Source organism: Pseudoalteromonas sp. ECSMB14103 (assembly GCF_000813065.1).
GTDB lineage: Bacteria > Pseudomonadota > Gammaproteobacteria > Enterobacterales > Alteromonadaceae > Pseudoalteromonas > Pseudoalteromonas marina.
Map to the genome: position 1 here is coordinate 24,687 of NZ_JWGY01000011.1, position 16,410 is coordinate 41,096.

The window sequence follows — 16,410 nt, forward strand, 5'->3', positions numbered from 1 at the left end:
TCTCTTGCTCCCATGTTCCAATAAAAATTATAAGATTCCGCTTATCCATATTAATGAAAAATAGACTAAAAAGTAAGTAAAAACTCACTATCTATCTACTTTCCGTTAAAAATACTTTATGTAATGCACGAACAGCCAGTTCGAGGTACTTTTCATCTATTAAAACTGAAATTTTAATCTCTGATGTAGACACTAAAACTACATTAATATTTTCATTTGCTAAGGCATCAAAAAATAAACTAGCAACACCCCAGTGCGATTTCATTCCCATACCAACAGCAGATACTTTTGCAATGGTTGTTAGCCCGATTATATTTTCAGCACCTAAAGACACCTTTTGCTCGGTTAGTAACTCAAGTGCTTGCGGGTAGTCGTTCGAGTGCACAGTAAAAGCATAGTCTATTTTTTCAAAGATATGATTAACTTGATTAATCATATCTATTTCGATGCCGTTATCAGCAAAAAGTTTCAATATTTTTACAAGATTTTGAGTGCCGCTTTGCACACCCTGTACCTTAATTAAGCACTCATCAGCATTAAATGCAATACCCGAAACAACTTTACTTGGCATATCGTCTTCCTCAAACGTAATCAATGTTCCTTCATCGGGGTTAAAGCTCGAAAGCACCCTTAATGGAACATTGTGTTTACCTGCCGCCTCAACAGAACGAATATGCAATACTTTAGCACCTAAGCTTGCTAACTCTAGCATTTCAGCAAAGGTCACTTGGCTCATTCTTCGTGCGTTAGGTTCAACCCGAGGATCTGTAGTATATACGCCGTCAACATCAGTATAGATCTGACATTCATCAGCTTTTATAGCCGCAGCTATTTCTACAGCCGACGTATCAGTACCGCCTCTGCCAAGGGTTGTTATATTGCCTTCAACATCACGCCCCTGAAATCCGGCAATAATAGCAATACGGTTATGCTCAAGTTCATGCTTTAAACGTGTAGCTGCAATGTCTGTAATGCGGGCTTTACCGAACATATTATCGGTTTGAATATTAACTTGATCAGCTAATAGGCTAACGGCTGAATGGCCGCGTTTGATAATAGCCATAGCCAATAACGAAACCGATACTTGCTCGCCGGTACTAATTAGTACGTCGAGCTCGCGGTTACTAGGACGGGAATCTATTTGTTTGGCAAGATTAATTAAGCGGTTGGTTTCTCCCGACATAGCCGAGAGCACTACAACCACTTGATGACCTTGTTGCCTAGTTTTAACAACAAGGTCGGCGACCGCTTCTATTCGCTCTATTGAGCCAACCGACGTGCCGCCATACTTCTGTACAATTAACGCCACTTAGGCTTAAGTACGCTCAGTTAACCAAGCAGTAACGCTATCAAGTGCAGCAGCAAGGTTTTGTGGCTCAGAACCACCTGCTTGTGCCATGTCAGGGCGACCACCACCTTTACCGCCTACTTGAGAAGCCATGTGGTTTACAAGCTCACCGGCTTTTACTTTGCCAGTTAAGTCTTTAGTCACACCGGCAATTAGACTTACTTTGTCACCGCTGGCAACACCGAGGGCAATAACACCTGAGCCAATCTTGTTTTTAAGGTCGTCAACCATACCACGAAGCGCTTTAGACTCAGTGCCTTCAACATTTGCAACCAATAGCTTAACGCCATTAATTTCTACAATCGAATCAAGTAACGATGCACCTGCAGCGCTCGCTAGCTTATCGTTAAGCTGAGCAATTTGCTTTTCAAGGCCTTTAGACTTCTCAAGAAGCGCAGTTACTTTTTCAAGTACTGATGCGCTATCGCCTTTCACAAGCGCTGCTACATCGCTAAGCTGTTGCTCTTGCTCACTTACATAAGCAACCGCATCTGCGCCAGTTACTGCTTCTATACGGCGAACACCTGCAGCAATACCGCTTTCAGATACTATTTTGAATAAGCCAATATCGCCCGCGCGTTCAACGTGTGTGCCACCACAAAGCTCAATTGAGTAATCGCCAATGGTGACTACGCGTACTTCGTCGTCGTACTTTTCGCCAAACAGCGCCATAGCACCTTTCGCTTTAGCATCATCAATAGCCATAAGCTCAGTATTAAGTGCAAAGTTACGGCGAATTTCGTCGTTAACTACACGCTCAATGTCACGTAGTTCGTCTTTAGTTACCGCTTCAAAGTGCGAGAAATCAAATCGTAAACGATCCGCTTGAACTAACGAGCCTTTTTGGCTTACATGCTCACCTAATAACTGACGTAATGCTTCGTGTAAAATATGTGTAGCTGTGTGGTTTTTCTTGATGTTCTCACGACGAGCATCATCAATAGTGGCATCCACTTTATCGTTAACACCAATACGGCCTTGTACTGTACCGTGGTGCGCAAATGCATTACCTAGTTTAGTAGTGTTAGTCACATTAAACTCGCCACCAGCCACTGTAATTGTACCGGTATCACCCGTTTGGCCACCAGATTCTGCGTAAAACGGTGTGCGATCTAGTATTACAATGCCTTCTTGGCCATCTTCTAATAACTGTACGGCCTCACCACCGGCAAACACTTCAACCACTGTTGCGCTGTAATGCGTGCTGTCGTAGCCTTTAAAGTCAGTGTGTTTATCTGATTTTAACTGCTCGTTATAATCGGCACCAAATTTACCAGCTTGCTGCGCAGTTTTACGCTGTACAGCCATGCATTTTTCAAAGCCTTTATGATCAATGGTCATTTGGCGCTCACGCGCAACATCGGCGGTTAAATCAGCAGGGAAACCATACGTATCGTAAAGTTTAAATACTAAATCGCCTGGGATCACATCGCCCTTAAGGTCGCTTAAGCTTTCTTCTAAAATAGCTAAACCACGCTCAAGTGTTTTACCAAATTGCTCTTCTTCAATACGCAGTACTTTTTCGATAATTTCTTGTTGCTTAGCAAGCTCTGGGTACGCTTGACCCATTTGCTCAATAAGTGCAGCAACTAATTTAAAGAAAAACGCGCCTTGTGCGCCAAGCTTATTACCATGGCGTACTGCACGGCGAATAATACGACGAAGTACGTAACCACGGCCTTCGTTAGATGGCATAACACCGTCGGAGATTAAAAACGCACATGAGCGAATATGATCCGCAACTACGCGAAGCGACTTATCGTCCATATCTTGCGCGTTAGTGACACTCGCCGCTGCTGCAATTAAGCCTTGAAATAAATCGATTTCGTAGTTTGAATGCACGCCCTGCAAAATAGCAGAAATACGCTCAAGGCCCATGCCCGTATCAACAGATTGCTTAGGTAATGGCAGCATAGTACCGTCGCTTTGACGGTTGTACTGCATAAATACGAGGTTCCAAATTTCGATAAAACGGTCGCCGTCTTCCTCTGGAGAGCCTGGAGGACCACCCCAAATATGCTCACCGTGATCATAAAATATTTCAGAACACGGACCACACGGGCCTGTATCCCCCATAGACCAAAAGTTATCAGAGGTAGCAATACGAATAATGCGATCTTCACTTAAGCCAATATCTTTTGACCAGTACTCAAACGCTTCTTCATCATCGTGGTAAATAGTAACAAGCAGTTTTTCCTGAGGTAATTTAACAACCTCAGTTAAAAACTCCCACGCAAACTTAATTGCTTCTTGCTTAAAGTAGTCACCAAAACTGAAGTTACCTAACATTTCAAAAAATGTGTGATGGCGCGCCGTGTAACCCACGTTTTCTAAATCGTTATGTTTACCACCGGCACGCACACAACGCTGCGAGCTTGTTGCACGTGTATATGGGCGAGATTCTGCGCCTAAAAATACATCTTTGAATTGCACCATACCGGCATTGTTAAACAATAACGTGGCATCGTTACCCGGAATAAGCGAGCTTGAAGGAACAACTTGGTGTTGCTTGCTGGCAAAAAAGTCTAAAAACTGTTGCCTAATTTGTGCGGTAGTCATGTGCTGCATGTGAAAATCTCACCTGTATTTACTGTGATTGCATTGCAAAATCGATTTGTTCGTAGCTAAAACCTCGATACATTAAGTAGCGCACGCGCTTAGCCTTGTCTTTGTAATCGAGGTTTGCCGGTGTATTTGAATATTTTTTGTTATACGCATCCTGCGCAAGCTCAAACCAGTCTATTTCAAGCTCTTCAACTACTCTTTCAAGTAGCGAACGGTCAATCCCTTTACCCATGGCCTCGCTTTGAATTCGCTTAAGCCCATGGCATTTAAAAATGTGTTTTCTTACAAAGCCTTCACAGTAACGTTGCTCGTTTATAAAGTTGTGCTTTTCGCACCAATCAAGCAAGTTTTCGATAAACTCATCTGTGGCTTCTTTTTGCTGTAATTTAAAGGTTAACTCACGACGCGAGTATTCTTGGCGCCCGAGTAACCAAAGTACATAATTTTTTAATTTTTGTTTTAACTTATCATCCATTAAGCGTCGAAGCGTCCGCTTGTTTCACTGCTTAGTGGCTTAACATTTTTGTCGTCACTTGGCGGGACAATCGGCATAAAAATCGCCTGATAAGAAACAAAAAAACTAATGTAGCAAATCGGCATTAAAATCAACAGTGGTAAGAACGATAAGAACATAGAAACCGCCATAAATAGTACGCAAATAACGCCAAAAACACTCAACGGAAACAAATTATGATAAAAAACCATAAGCGATTGCTTAAGCGCCGTTAAAATACGTTGCTCTTTATTAAAATAAACAAGCGGTACCGCATAGGCAAAGGCCGTTAAATAAATAAGCATGGCCATAAAAAATAAAATAACACTCGCACCCGAAATACTCGCAATAGTTTGCTCAAGTGCAGATTGAGGTTCAAGCCCTGGCTGGCTCATAATTGCCACGGCATCAGCAAATAAACCGTTTGCTAATAACGCCATTAAAATACCCGCACCCATTTGGTATAACGCCAAACGTACCAAGCCTAAACGGTTTCCTTTAGCTGAAAATGGCTTAAGAATGTCAGCCAACATTATTTTACCGCCTTGCTGTTTGGTCAGCACTGCTTGGTAAAAGCCAGCAGTTAAAAAAGGCGTAGCCAGTGCAGCAACCACTTGCAGCAAAGGTAAAAACAACGACAGTAAGCCCACAATGCCAATAAATAAATGCATAAAAATAAACGTCATTGGCTGGGTTTTAAAAATAAGCCATCCCGCTTTTAACCACTTTAGCCCGGCATCTGCTTTAAATACTCGTAATTGTGTAGACATACTTGCTCTTAATTTATAACGAAACACGCCAAGTATAACTTGGCGTTGGGTGGGATCACAGAGGCAGACCAGTAATATTAAGGTTTTTTAATTTTTTTAATATCTAGCATATGTGCGCCATGCTTTATTTTGGTTTCTAAGTAGGCTTTATTACCTGCTACACCCGCCTTTATGTGTGCGTGTGTACCAATAACTGTATCAACTTCAATACCCGCATCTTTCAAAGCATTGAGTTTTTTAGGATTGTTGGTCATTAATTTAACGTGCTTTAAGTTAAGCGCATTAAGCATTAATACCGCATCCGAAAAGTCGCGTAAGTCGTCTGCAAAACCTAAATGGTTATTGGCCTCGTAGGTATTCATACCTTGCGATTGCAATACGTAAGCATCAATTTTATTGTATAAACCAATACCACGGCCTTCTTGGCGTAAGTAAAGTAAAATACCGCCTTGCTCGTGCATCATTTCAATACATTCGTTTAACTGTTCGCCGCAATCACAGCGTGACGAATGAAAAACATCTCCCGTTAAACACTCCGAATGCATACGAATAAGCGGTACATCTTGCTCGGTATCGGCGTTGTTAAACACCATAGCAATATGTTCTTGGCCATCTTTTAGGTCAGTAAATGACACTATTTCTGCAGGGATATCACTATTTTTGCCAACATTAAGTTGGACTCTTGCTCTTACTTGCGCCACGACAAATCCAAATATTTAAATAACTACGACACGACAATAAAGTGATAGTATCACAAAAGAGTAAAATTAGATCGTAGTACAACATTGTTTATCGCAATTATATGGCGACGACAGCGCCTGTTTTCAATGACTAACCTTAATTAACCCGAACTCGAGATAATAAACCTATCTCTAGCAGCTATTTTCAGCGCTAACTGCGTTGAATGTACTTGCAATAGGCCAGCTATTGACGCGTAAACTCGCCCTGTTTTCATTGAAAACATCTAGCTAGAGAATAAATTTAAAATATCACTACTAGTCAATATTTTAGCAAGTCTCTTAACCAGCGTTCCTGTTAAGTAAAAAACACATTAAATCAACATATAATATTGGCTTTTCGTACCTATTTAATGACAATAGCTATCATCTGTAGTAAGTTATTTTTAGTTAAATTTATCTGAATTTTAAATAAAACGTTTAATAACACGAGAGTAATGACATTTAAGTCTACTGCTTTTTAACCAACGCTTTTAGTGAATAAAATTTAAATCTACTTGTAAAATTACATATCTTTTGCAAATAAATTCAATGTAGTTAGCGCTGTAATTACCACTTAGCATAGAGTTATTATTCAAAGTTCAGGTTCACAATTAATAAGGATCATTATGAAGCCACAACACCTTGCCCTATTTGTTGGATTAAGCTTATCTGCCTTTACAAATAATACACTTGCTAGCCAAACTGACAACGCTAAAACGGCTTTTTCAACTGCCTATCAAAGTTACCTAAACGCAGTAGAAACAAAACACGATATTGAGCAAGCCGCAAAACGAGCTTACACTACAGGCCTTACTTTTTACGGCGATAAAAGCGACAACACAGCAAACCTTGCTATTAATTATGCTAAAGCCATTACACCGCCAAGCACAACAAGCAACAAAAAAAACATAAGGCAGCAGCGTTATAGCCTTTACTCGCAAGCGTATACAATCTTAGCTGATAACCACGGCAAAAATGCATTACAAACGCTCGACGCACTTTTAGGTAAAGCCGAAAATGCTAAATCAGCGTCTTTGGCAGAAGATCATCTCGAACGTATAATCGATATTGCTAAAGCACAAAATAAACCAAAATTTGTTGCCGATATGCAATTTGAAGCCGCGTCGTTGTTAGCAAGTAAGTTTGCACATAAAAAGTTTCGTGCAGCGCAAAAGTTATTGAACGAAGCCGATGAATACTACCGTGAAAATTTAGACGAAAACACGGTTGAGCGAATCAAAACAGACTTTTTAGTCGCCTCGTTTGCGCAAAGTAAGAGAAAATATAAAAAAGCGATTGAGCGTTTAAATCATGTTGTTTCGGTATTTGATAGCAACCTAAGCTTTGATCATAACGCCGAACTTACCGCGCACTCAAAACTTGTAAACCTTTACGAAAAAACAGGTCAAAGCGAACAAGCAACTAAACATTGTTTAGCTATTGCCGAAATGGTGCCATGGAAAGACTCACAAGAACAAACACCGGTATACCGCCAACCACCTAAGTACCCAGTAAATAAAGCACGCCAAAATACAGATGGTATTGTTGTTCTTCAGTTTGATGTAGACACTGCCGGATTTGTAAAAAACTCATCAGTAATAAGCTCAGAAGGTGGCCACGCATTTGAAAAGTCAGCATTAGAGGCACTTAAAAAATGGCGTTATGCCCCCAAATTTGAAAACGGAAGCCCCGTAGTAGCAAGCACCCAGGTGCAAATAGATTTTAAAATAAACCGCTAGCGGTTTTACAAATAAAAAAGGCGCTATTTAGCGCCTTTTTTATTTTTACTCACGACGCCCTAAAATTCGTAACTAATACGAATAGCACCATCGGCTCTTTTTTCGTTGCTGTCACTTGTTTTACCATAGCCCGCATCAAGTATTAGTCTAAAACCACTATTATTTAAGCCGTTAAAGTTATAACTGTATGTAAGCCCAATACCATTTGTGGTTTCATCATCAAATATTTGCCCTAGCGCACATCCAAAAATATTACCTAGCTCGCTAGCAATGTCGTCAGTGTTTGTGTTTTCACATGGTTGGTCGGTATCACGTGCGCCAATAGCCCCAACTAACACACCCAATGCGTGTTTATTGTTATCACTAACTGCGTGTTCAAAACCCACTGAAAAGCCATCATCTAGGCCAATTTTATAGTTTGCGTACCAGCGCTGAGAATTGTTATCTGCCGATAACGACACTTCAGGTACAACCAAGTAAGGGTAGCCACCCCCAATCGAAAAGCTCACATCATTAGCAAAAGCAGAACCCGAACCAAGTGATAAAACCAGTAGTAATATTTTTGTATTCATAATATTCCTTTTGAGTAAGGATAAATCGTACTCAATTAAGGAACGAAGGGCAATAAAACAAATGTTCGTTAATGTAACAAACTGATAAGAGGCGCTTACATTTTAGCAAGTATGTTATCGCTGGCCGCTTCTATTAAATCAAGTACGTTTTCAAAGCCGTCGTCACCACCGTAATAGGGATCAGGTATGGCACTTGTGCTTTGCTCCCCGTACTCTAAAAACAACGCTAACTTATAGTGTAAATGCGTTGGGCACTGCTCTTTTAAATCAGTTAAATTTTGTTTGTCGGCTGCTAAAATTAAATCAAACTCGTTAAAGTCGCTAGTGCGAACTTTACGCGAGTGTATTCCTTTAAAGCTATAGCCGCGCTTTTCACCCGCCGCCATTGAACGGCTATCGGGCGATTTTCCTTCGTGATAGCCAATTGTACCTGCAGAATCGACCACCACCTTTACACCCAAGGCTTTTGCACGCGCTTTTAAAACCGCCTCAGCAGTAGGTGAACGGCAAATATTACCTAAACAAACAATCAGTACCTTTTTCATTGCGGCTCCTTAAATAAGGCTTTAAAACTGTTTTAATATGCTCTCTTCGTAATCGTCAGCATTTAGCGTTAAATTAAACTGCGCGGCAACCGAATCTAACTCAGCTTGCTTAATGGCTAGGTCTTCCATTGTTATGAGGTTGTCGTCTAGCTGCCACAATAAACGCGATCCCGCATAACTGTAATGAATGGCTAATAGTGCAGCAGGGTTACCTTCGCGCCCAGCAGCTTTTAACTTTGGCATTTTACGGGTTATTTTATTAAGTGCCTGTTTTAGCTCCCATACATAAACCACTTCGGTCATATAAGGATGAGTGCGGTATTTATTTAACAACCACCCTATGGCTAAACTTGTAATAACCACACCAGTTAAGTTCCAATGAAAATGGCTTCCGCTTTCATCCGGAAACAACGCAATCAGCGTTTGCGATATAGCTAAGCTCCCCGCCGCAAGCGAAGCCGCACAGCCCACAATGACACGATTTAAATGCTTACGGTAACGCGCTTTATTTATTTCAATGAGTTGCATAACAGCCTAAAAAGTTAATAAGTAAAAGAATGCGAAACGCTATTGTAACTAAACCCCGCATTTTTTATAAAAATATTTCACCCCTTTTTGATTTGCCACCCGTTATAGCTCTGAAAACCACATAATGAGTTAACTAGGAGCGGCTTATGCACACACTTGAAACCCCAAATAACCCAACATTTATAAAAACATCAACCGCCGTAATTGGTGGTGCAGCAATGACCTTTGCCGCCTTTGCATTTATGCAATACCTAATCAGTGGCGACCAACGCGCACCACTAGACCCTGGCAAAGAAATAACGGTTGAAATATTTAAAGTGCCTGAAGATTCAAAAGTAAGACACATAGATAAAATGCCAGAACCACCTACACCAAAAATGCCGCCTAAAGCGCCACCGCGGGTTACACCGAGTGCCGACCCCGTTATGGCAATCAACACGGCACCGCCATTAATAATGGATGACTTTGGTGACGGTATTAACAATACCCTTAACCGCCCAACGGGAGATGCCTCACCCATTGTGCGCATAAATCCAAAGTACCCAACGTCTGCTGCCCGCGATGGAATAGAAGGCTGGGTACAACTTAGCTTTAATATTTCGCCCACTGGCGAAGTAATAGACGCGGTAGTTTTAAACGCCGAACCAAAACGTATTTTTAACCGCGAAGCACTACGCGCCATTAAACGTTGGAAATACCGCCCAAAAGTAATTGAAGGTGTGGCACAATTACAAACAGATCAAACGGTTCAACTTGATTTTAAATTAGATAACTCTATTTAACGGACTAAACGCCTATGCTAATGAGTATTAAAACCTGGTTATTTGAAACGCCTAGCAAAGACTGCATGGCGCGTTATGCAAAAAGTGGAGAAAACCGTCACTTAGAGCAGCTTATTGCACTCTACAGTAACGATTTATACCACTACCTAGTTACGCAATCTAATACTCACTTAGCATACGACGTAAGCCAGCAAACATGGCTAAAAGTAATTGAAAAGCGCCACCTTTACCAAGCGCAAACCACGCCTAAAGCGTGGTTATTTAAACTCGCACGTAACACGTTAATAGACGAATACCGCAAACAGCAACACTTTGTAGAGCTTGACGAAAACAGCCTACAACCTTTGCAAAGTGGCAATCAAAGCGAATTAACACGTAGTGACTCGCACATAGGTGACACACACATAAGCTACGAAGCATTCAACACGGCGCTCAAGGAACTGAGCTTTGTGCAGCGCGAAGCCATCACCTTACAACAAGAAGGTTTTAGCATTGCCGACATAGAGCTTATAACGCAAAGCAACGCCCAAACCATAAAAACAAGACTGCGCTACGCCAAACAAAACCTAAAACAATTATTAGGAGATTATAATGAACAAGCCTGATGAGCAGTTTGATGAAAAGCTTACAAACCACTTTAAAGCGCGTAAAGCTCGTACCACCCTTTCGCATGCTCAACAACAGGCGTTAAAACACAGCGTAGCTCAAAAACAACCTAAAAAGTTAGGCTTTGCCCTGCAACTCACAAGCCTTACCTGCGCTCTGGGCTTACTGGCCTTTATAGTGCTCGACAGCAACAACGTGATAAATACCGCCCCTAAAACCGTATTAAACACCATAGATATACACGACTACTCGTTCATAACAACGCATGAAATAGATCAAACAGGTAGCTACGCAAGCGCCATAACGCAACAAAAACACGCGCTCGACACCCAATTAGCAAACGACTTACGCCGCCATCAACAACGCCACATAGAATACGGCACGCTCGTTAAGGTCGACAACGACTGGTATATAGCCAGCTGTCATGACGAGGTACTCGTGCAAATTAAGCAGTCGCTCTTAAGTGATTTAAAAACTAAACACGCGGTAGAAAGTGGCATAAACACCGGCGACATGCTGGCCATGGCACATAACGGCAAAGGGGAAATTATTGCCCTGAAGCATGCAGGAGTTGGGGTGAGGCAGTGCAAGGCTTAGGTTATTTTTAGCATGGTGGTAATTTAAATAAGTAATTACCACCGAGAACACAGAGGCGCTTCGCGCTGCACAGAGATAGTTAACTATCACCCATGTAATCTAATGGTGAAGAAAGCTCTATAAAATCACGGTAGTGTTCTTTTATGATTTTGTTGTATTCATCTTCGATATAAATATAGTCAAGCCATAATAAAGTAACTTCTGGAGAAATTTCTATTTTATGCTGTGCTAACGCCTTTTCTGCGTTTTGCAACTGAGTTGAACTGTAATCGCTATCAGGAATCCAAACATCATAAGGGTTTAATTCTGAGACAAAAGCACGAAAAAAAATATTCTTAATAAATTTTGATAGTGAAATAGGATAATTCCCCGTGGAATAGCTATTTTCTTTTGGACCAAAATTGTCATTATAAAATGTACTTATATATCTCTGTGGCTCAATAAAATAGATTATCTCGGCTGATAAATACTCTTTTGATATATCCTTTTGTAAGAAGTCAGCTAGGCTAATATCTATGATCTTATTTTCATCACCTCGTTCTGTTCTTTTGAACCTACCATTTATTATCTCCTCATAAAGTGGGTGGTCTTTTTCATGGATACAAAACAAAATAGCGAGCACAAGAACATCTACTTTTTTGCCACTTGGTAAATTAATAATAATGGCTGTAATACGTTCAGTAATTTGAATAGCTGCTCTTGCTGATACCTGAAAGGCATCTAATACAACTGAGATATTAGCTAAAGTGGTTTCGGACGTTTTGGTACGAGGGAGCAGCTCAATATTTTTACTTTCTAAATACGCAGTTTCAAATTTAGTTGTATCGCTATGTACTGATAAAAAGTCTTTTAAAACAGGACGCTTTAAACTGTAACGACTATTAAAAAAACGGCCTAAATAAACCTTAGCGTCAAACCCTTCACCGTATATTGATTTTATTGTATGTTGTAGCTGCTCGGTATCCGTAGCCACAACAAATACGATACCTTTTACATCAAAAATATGTTTAATTGTCTCAAGCATTTCTACTGCATAACTTGGGCGACAACGGTCTAATTCATCAATAAAAATAAATATGGGTAACGATTTACCTTCCTGCTCTTCAAACTTACAGACCCAATCAGCTAACTTAGATTTTATTACTTCAATACTTTTGTTTTTAGCTTCATGATCTTTAATTAAGTTTTGTGCAAGCGCCTTTACTGCGGGCGAAAAGTCGCTGCCAGTTAACTTGTTAGAATTTTGCTTTTGATCATCTTCAATTTCTTCATCAGAGAATAGTAATGTGTGTAACTCATCTAAATCTATGCCTGATATTTTTTTAGTTAGGCCTTGTGCAATAGCAGGTGCAACAGCCTTAAACATAGAAACTGCACTCTTAGGAATAGTTATATTAAACTTAGCCTGACGTTGAAGCTGCTTGATGATACCTGCAATTACAGTTAAAAATGGATCGTCCGAATAGTCTTGCTGCCATGCATCAATATAAACTACAGGATAATTTACTATTAATTCTTGTGACCAACGCTTAAGAAAATAGGTTTTACCTGCCCCCCACTCAGCGTTTAAGTTTAATACATAGTTTTTCTTTTGCTCTTCATCAGGCCTGCTTTCGTCAAATCCCTCTTGAGCCAATAGCCTTGATAAAAATGTAGCGTAGCGAGCACGATCTAATTTATCTGCAGGAAAATACTCTTCTAATGGAGGATTAGTTGCTTTACTCCAATTGAATTCTTTAATGTCGTGCATTTAATTTCCCTTTAAATCATTCTTTTTCACATAATGCCATACAACATTCAATGAACGTAACCTATTAATAAAAAGCTATTATTATTTATCTCTGTGTAGCGCCTAGATGTGCTCGATGGTGATCAATCTTAAACAAAAAAGCCTGCGATTAAGCAGGCTTTTAAATATTTGAGTTCCGAGTTTTTACAGCACAATAATGCTAATAACCAAATAAGCAATAAAGGTCAGTGCGCCACCAAATAACGCGTACGGTAGCTGGGTTTTAACGTGAGTGAGTAAGTCACACCCCGATGCAAGCGCCGACACCGCGCTGGTGTCGGATATAGGCGAACAGTGATCGCCAAATATACCGCCGCCTAAAATAGCACCGACCACCAATGAAGGTGGTAAACCCAGTGCTTGTATGAGCGGTACGCCAATAGGAATAAGTATGGCAAACGTGCCCCACGATGTGCCTGTAGTAAACGACATAACCGCCCCTGTTAAAAACAGCACGGGCACTATTAAGTAAATAGGTAAGTAGTCGCCTACCAATGACGCAACAAACACACCCGTACCTAGCTCTTTTAAGCTTGCACCTAGCGTAAGCGAAAGCAAAACAATGCTTACTAACGGGAGTAATTCACCCATGCCTTTAAAGCCAGTATCAACCAATTGGTGGTGGGTAAATTGGCGCGAACTAATCATTAGTAAGTAAGCAACCACAATCGCGAGCACAGTTGCATATAATACCGATTTAGAGCCGCTACCTTCTGCCAACACACCGTTACCAGTGTAAAACATAAAGCCTACCATGCTGGCAATTAGCGTAAATAATGGCACTAGCATAAAGCGCGCTTTAGAGCCTTTTACTTCTTCTTTTAGCTCGTTTGTTTGTAGCTCTAATTTTTGTTCGGCCTCTTTCATTGGGCCGTGTACTTTATCAAACGCAATGGTGTAAAAAACAATAACCAAGGTAATTATGGCGTAAAAGTTATACCCAACGCTGCCCCACAATACCGATACCGCCGATTCACCCAATTCGTAATTACCTAATAAGCCCAGCACAAATGCACCCCAGCCGTTAAGTAGTATTAAAATACACACAGGCGCACTGGTACTATCAATAATGTAGGCAAGGCGTGCACGGCTCATTTTAAATTTGTCGAACAGGCCACGCGACAAAATACCCGACGTAAGCACGCTTAGGTTTGACTCTATAAACACCGCAACGCCAGTAAACATAGTTAAAAAGCCAACTTGGCGCTTACCTTTTGCAACCCCTTTGTTCATTAATAAGTTAACCGTTGCCGCCACACCGCCAGATTCACGAATGTAGGCAAGTAAAGCACCTATTAAAATACTAAATATGAGTATGCGGCTGTTACCCGGCGAACTTGCCACCGAAATAATACGCTCTATGGTATTTAAAAATGTTGTAAATACGCTATTTCCTTCCCCTTGTAGGGCAAGTAAAAACTCAGAAGACGCCACGGCAACTAGCAGCGCCATAATGACTTCTTTGCGCCAAAACACGATAGCAATCGCAATTAGCGGCGGTAAAATAGAATACCAATGCATAAAAAGTTAACCTTAATTATTAACAACCCGCGCTTAAACGCTTATATGTTAAGCCTAAAACTTAAAAAGTGGCTTAATGGAGTAAACCGCCTAGCTTAATGGATTGATGTTGCCAAGTCACCTGCAAATAAGCCATTGGGCGTAACTGTATTAGCCCATTTTAACCTATACGATAATTTATTGATTTAACAACGCTTCGTAAACAAGCGATACCACAGATCCGTATTGCGCGGTTTCGAATTGTTTGCCTGTAAATTCATAACGTTTTTGTGTGCCTTTAATTGCAGTGTGGCGCGCGTTAGTAAGCAAAACAATGGCCAAGTCGTAAGCGGGATCGATTACTGTTACGGTGCCTGTCCAACCGGTATGGCCATACGCTAGTGCGCTGGCATAAGGGCCAAAGTGCCAACGCCGTGCTTGGTTATTGCCTGCAAGCCTAAAACCTAGGCCGTACGTTTCGTTAGTGCTTTGCGGCGTTAAAAACTGCGCTAAGGCACTTGCACTAAATAATTGTTGGTCGCCGTAGCCACCATTATTTAATAATAGCTGGCAAAGCACAGCTAAATCGTGGGCGTTACTAAATAACCCGGCATGCCCAGCAACGCCGCCAAACGAGTAAAATGCGCGTTCGTCATGAACTTGGCCTTGCAACACATGTGTTCGAATATTATCAAAAGTTATACGCCCATCGCGGGTGTTGCCGCTAAGTTCGGTGGCTGCAAATTGACTACGCTCAAAGCCTTTTTTAAGTGGGTTAAATAGCGTGTTACTCAGTGCAAGGGGTGTATAAACGTGCTGCTCTAAGTACTCGTCTAGTGGCTGCCCTGTTATGCGCTCAACCAATACACCTAAAATCATGTAATCAATATCAGAATATACATGTTGCATTGGTTTTTTGTTATTGAGCGGCACTTTGGTGAGCAAAAGCTGTTTAGTGGTTTGGCTATTTTGAGAATAAAATGCATCGCCTTGCTGTGTATCTTTTCGGTGAAAATCAAACACGGGTGGGTAGCCTGCGCTATGAGTAAGTAACTCTTTTACTGTGCGTTGCTCTCGCCTATCGCCGGTGTATTCTGTTAAATAACTTTGCACGGGGTTGTTTATATTGAGTTGCCCTTCGCTTATTAGTTTCATGAGTGCAAAGTTAGTAGCAAATATTTTAGTGTTTGAGGCTAAGTCGAATAGAGTATTGGTTTGCATAGGCTCTGGGCGCAGTAGCATTAGATCGTTTTGCTGGTACTGCTTTGCATCGCCATAAGCTGTAAGTTTTATTAGCTCGCCATTTTTAACAACCGCCAGCACTGCACCAGGAAATCCCGCTTTAATATCACGCTCAATAAGTTCATCAACGTCAGTAAAATCAACTGGCTTGTTAGGCGTTAAATTTAATGTAGGAAATGCAAAACGCAGCGTTAAGCTTGCGCCTTTAGGTAAAATATTTTCTACCTTAAATGTGTTTATCCCATTATGAGTATGCGCCGCTAAGCTGTAATTATAAAGCGTATTAGTGGTTAACGTATTGGTAGCAAGTTTTTGATTGTTTATGTAAATATCGGCACTTTCGGCACTGTGGTTTTGTATTAATAATTGGCCGCGACCTTTATACGCTTTAAATGTGCCACGGTTGTTTACATAAAACCGGCTACTTGGATTTGGCTCAGGAAAGCTGGCTACAACTTGTGCGTTTGGCAGCGCTATTAGCTGACTTTTAGTCAGCACTGGCTGCGATTTTAATGAATTATGTGTACTACTGCAGCCTACAATAATTAAACTCAAAGTAGCTAACCATGCGTTTTTTATGAAGCGAGTATTTTTTAAAATAAATAACATGGTTAA

General features: G+C 40.9%; 15 protein-coding genes. 4 read left to right on the forward strand and 11 right to left on the reverse strand.

Translation table 11 applies throughout. From position 1 onward, the window contains the following. Positions 1-91: 91 nt before the first annotated feature. The 5 genes from RF53_RS15685 to RF53_RS15705 all read right to left on the reverse strand — a co-directional run bounded on the left by RF53_RS15685 (position 92) and on the right by RF53_RS15705 (position 5,877). The gene (locus tag RF53_RS15685; protein ID WP_006794348.1) at positions 92-1,309 is read right to left on the reverse strand and encodes an aspartate kinase; all 1,218 of its coding nucleotides are present in this window, start codon (positions 1,307-1,309) and stop codon (positions 92-94) included. Between the two features lie 6 nt (positions 1,310-1,315). Beyond that, a complete protein-coding gene (gene alaS / locus RF53_RS15690) occupies positions 1,316-3,916 on the reverse strand; it encodes an alanine--tRNA ligase (protein ID WP_039038234.1) in 2,601 nt (866 codons plus the stop codon). Between the two features lie 19 nt (positions 3,917-3,935). Continuing rightward, on the reverse strand, positions 3,936-4,388 hold the full coding sequence (locus RF53_RS15695) for a regulatory protein RecX (protein ID WP_006794350.1): 453 nt from the start codon (positions 4,386-4,388) through the stop codon (positions 3,936-3,938). Beyond that, positions 4,388-5,176 carry a BPSS1780 family membrane protein gene (locus RF53_RS15700; protein WP_039038235.1) on the reverse strand — a complete coding sequence of 263 codons (789 nt, stop codon included), beginning with the start codon at positions 5,174-5,176 and terminating at the stop codon, positions 4,388-4,390. Before RF53_RS15700 ends, RF53_RS15695 begins: the two co-directional genes overlap by 1 nt. Before the next feature lie 77 nt (positions 5,177-5,253). Further along, positions 5,254-5,877, reverse strand: a complete 624-nt coding sequence (locus RF53_RS15705; RefSeq protein ID WP_006794352.1) for a GTP cyclohydrolase II — start codon at positions 5,875-5,877, stop codon at positions 5,254-5,256. A 644-nt stretch (positions 5,878-6,521) separates the two neighbouring features. Here RF53_RS15705 and RF53_RS15710 point away from each other — a divergent pair. Continuing rightward, the gene (locus RF53_RS15710) at positions 6,522-7,634 is read left to right on the forward strand and encodes an energy transducer TonB (RefSeq protein WP_039038236.1); all 1,113 of its coding nucleotides are present in this window, start codon (positions 6,522-6,524) and stop codon (positions 7,632-7,634) included. A 59-nt stretch (positions 7,635-7,693) separates the two neighbouring features. Here RF53_RS15710 and RF53_RS15715 read toward each other — a convergent pair whose 3' ends face one another. From RF53_RS15715 to RF53_RS15725, 3 genes are all read right to left on the reverse strand, one after another. After that, the gene (locus tag RF53_RS15715; protein WP_039038237.1) at positions 7,694-8,206 is read right to left on the reverse strand and encodes a hypothetical protein; all 513 of its coding nucleotides are present in this window, start codon (positions 8,204-8,206) and stop codon (positions 7,694-7,696) included. Between the two features lie 95 nt (positions 8,207-8,301). Further along, positions 8,302-8,751, reverse strand: a complete 450-nt coding sequence (locus RF53_RS15720) for a low molecular weight protein-tyrosine-phosphatase (RefSeq protein WP_039038238.1) — start codon at positions 8,749-8,751, stop codon at positions 8,302-8,304. Positions 8,752-8,772: 21 nt separating this feature from the next. Then, the gene (locus RF53_RS15725) at positions 8,773-9,279 is read right to left on the reverse strand and encodes a DUF3087 domain-containing protein (protein ID WP_008129031.1); all 507 of its coding nucleotides are present in this window, start codon (positions 9,277-9,279) and stop codon (positions 8,773-8,775) included. 146 nt (positions 9,280-9,425) lie between these two features. On the opposite strand from RF53_RS15725, the gene RF53_RS15730 reads away from it, so the two are divergent. From RF53_RS15730 to RF53_RS15740, 3 genes are read left to right on the forward strand one after another with little or no spacing between them, the layout of a single operon-like run. Further along, positions 9,426-10,061, forward strand: coding sequence for an energy transducer TonB (locus tag RF53_RS15730; protein ID WP_039038239.1), 636 nt, complete (start codon positions 9,426-9,428; stop codon positions 10,059-10,061). Positions 10,062-10,075: 14 nt separating this feature from the next. Next, positions 10,076-10,666: an RNA polymerase sigma factor gene (locus RF53_RS15735; protein WP_039038240.1), complete on the forward strand. Its 591-nt coding sequence runs from the start codon at positions 10,076-10,078 to the stop codon at positions 10,664-10,666. Continuing rightward, the gene (locus tag RF53_RS15740; protein WP_039038241.1) at positions 10,653-11,264 is read left to right on the forward strand and encodes a hypothetical protein; all 612 of its coding nucleotides are present in this window, start codon (positions 10,653-10,655) and stop codon (positions 11,262-11,264) included. Before RF53_RS15735 ends, RF53_RS15740 begins: the two co-directional genes overlap by 14 nt. Positions 11,265-11,343: 79 nt before the next feature. On the opposite strand, the gene RF53_RS15745 is transcribed toward RF53_RS15740, so the two are convergent. From RF53_RS15745 to pbp4b, 3 genes are all read right to left on the reverse strand, one after another. Beyond that, complete coding sequence (locus RF53_RS15745; RefSeq protein ID WP_039038242.1) at positions 11,344-13,014, reverse strand: KAP family P-loop NTPase fold protein; 1,671 nt, start codon at positions 13,012-13,014, stop codon at positions 11,344-11,346. A 183-nt stretch (positions 13,015-13,197) separates the two neighbouring features. Beyond that, complete coding sequence (locus RF53_RS15750; protein WP_006794362.1) at positions 13,198-14,574, reverse strand: Na+/H+ antiporter NhaC family protein; 1,377 nt, start codon at positions 14,572-14,574, stop codon at positions 13,198-13,200. A 177-nt stretch (positions 14,575-14,751) separates the two neighbouring features. After that, the gene (pbp4b, locus tag RF53_RS15755; protein ID WP_039038243.1) at positions 14,752-16,404 is read right to left on the reverse strand and encodes a penicillin binding protein PBP4B; all 1,653 of its coding nucleotides are present in this window, start codon (positions 16,402-16,404) and stop codon (positions 14,752-14,754) included. Positions 16,405-16,410 lie beyond the last annotated feature (6 nt).

Bases quoted from the DNA above. Each gene is read 5' to 3' on its own strand.
- RF53_RS15710 (WP_039038236.1), top strand. From the start codon at position 6,522: ATGAAGCCACAACACCTTGCCCTATTTGTTGGATTAAGCTTATCTGCC.
- RF53_RS15695 (WP_006794350.1), bottom strand. From the start codon at position 4,388: ATGGATGATAAGTTAAAACAAAAATTAAAAAATTATGTACTTTGGTTA.
- RF53_RS15700 (WP_039038235.1), bottom strand. From the start codon at position 5,176: ATGTCTACACAATTACGAGTATTTAAAGCAGATGCCGGGCTAAAGTGG.
- RF53_RS15725 (WP_008129031.1), bottom strand. From the start codon at position 9,279: ATGCAACTCATTGAAATAAATAAAGCGCGTTACCGTAAGCATTTAAAT.
- RF53_RS15750 (WP_006794362.1), bottom strand. From the start codon at position 14,574: ATGCATTGGTATTCTATTTTACCGCCGCTAATTGCGATTGCTATCGTG.
- RF53_RS15735 (WP_039038240.1), top strand. From the start codon at position 10,076: ATGCTAATGAGTATTAAAACCTGGTTATTTGAAACGCCTAGCAAAGAC.
- RF53_RS15715 (WP_039038237.1), bottom strand. From the start codon at position 8,206: ATGAATACAAAAATATTACTACTGGTTTTATCACTTGGTTCGGGTTCT.
- pbp4b (WP_039038243.1), bottom strand. From the start codon at position 16,404: ATGTTATTTATTTTAAAAAATACTCGCTTCATAAAAAACGCATGGTTA.
- RF53_RS15745 (WP_039038242.1), bottom strand. From the start codon at position 13,014: ATGCACGACATTAAAGAATTCAATTGGAGTAAAGCAACTAATCCTCCA.
- RF53_RS15740 (WP_039038241.1), top strand. From the start codon at position 10,653: ATGAACAAGCCTGATGAGCAGTTTGATGAAAAGCTTACAAACCACTTT.
- RF53_RS15720 (WP_039038238.1), bottom strand. From the start codon at position 8,751: ATGAAAAAGGTACTGATTGTTTGTTTAGGTAATATTTGCCGTTCACCT.
- RF53_RS15730 (WP_039038239.1), top strand. From the start codon at position 9,426: ATGCACACACTTGAAACCCCAAATAACCCAACATTTATAAAAACATCA.
- alaS (WP_039038234.1), bottom strand. From the start codon at position 3,916: ATGCAGCACATGACTACCGCACAAATTAGGCAACAGTTTTTAGACTTT.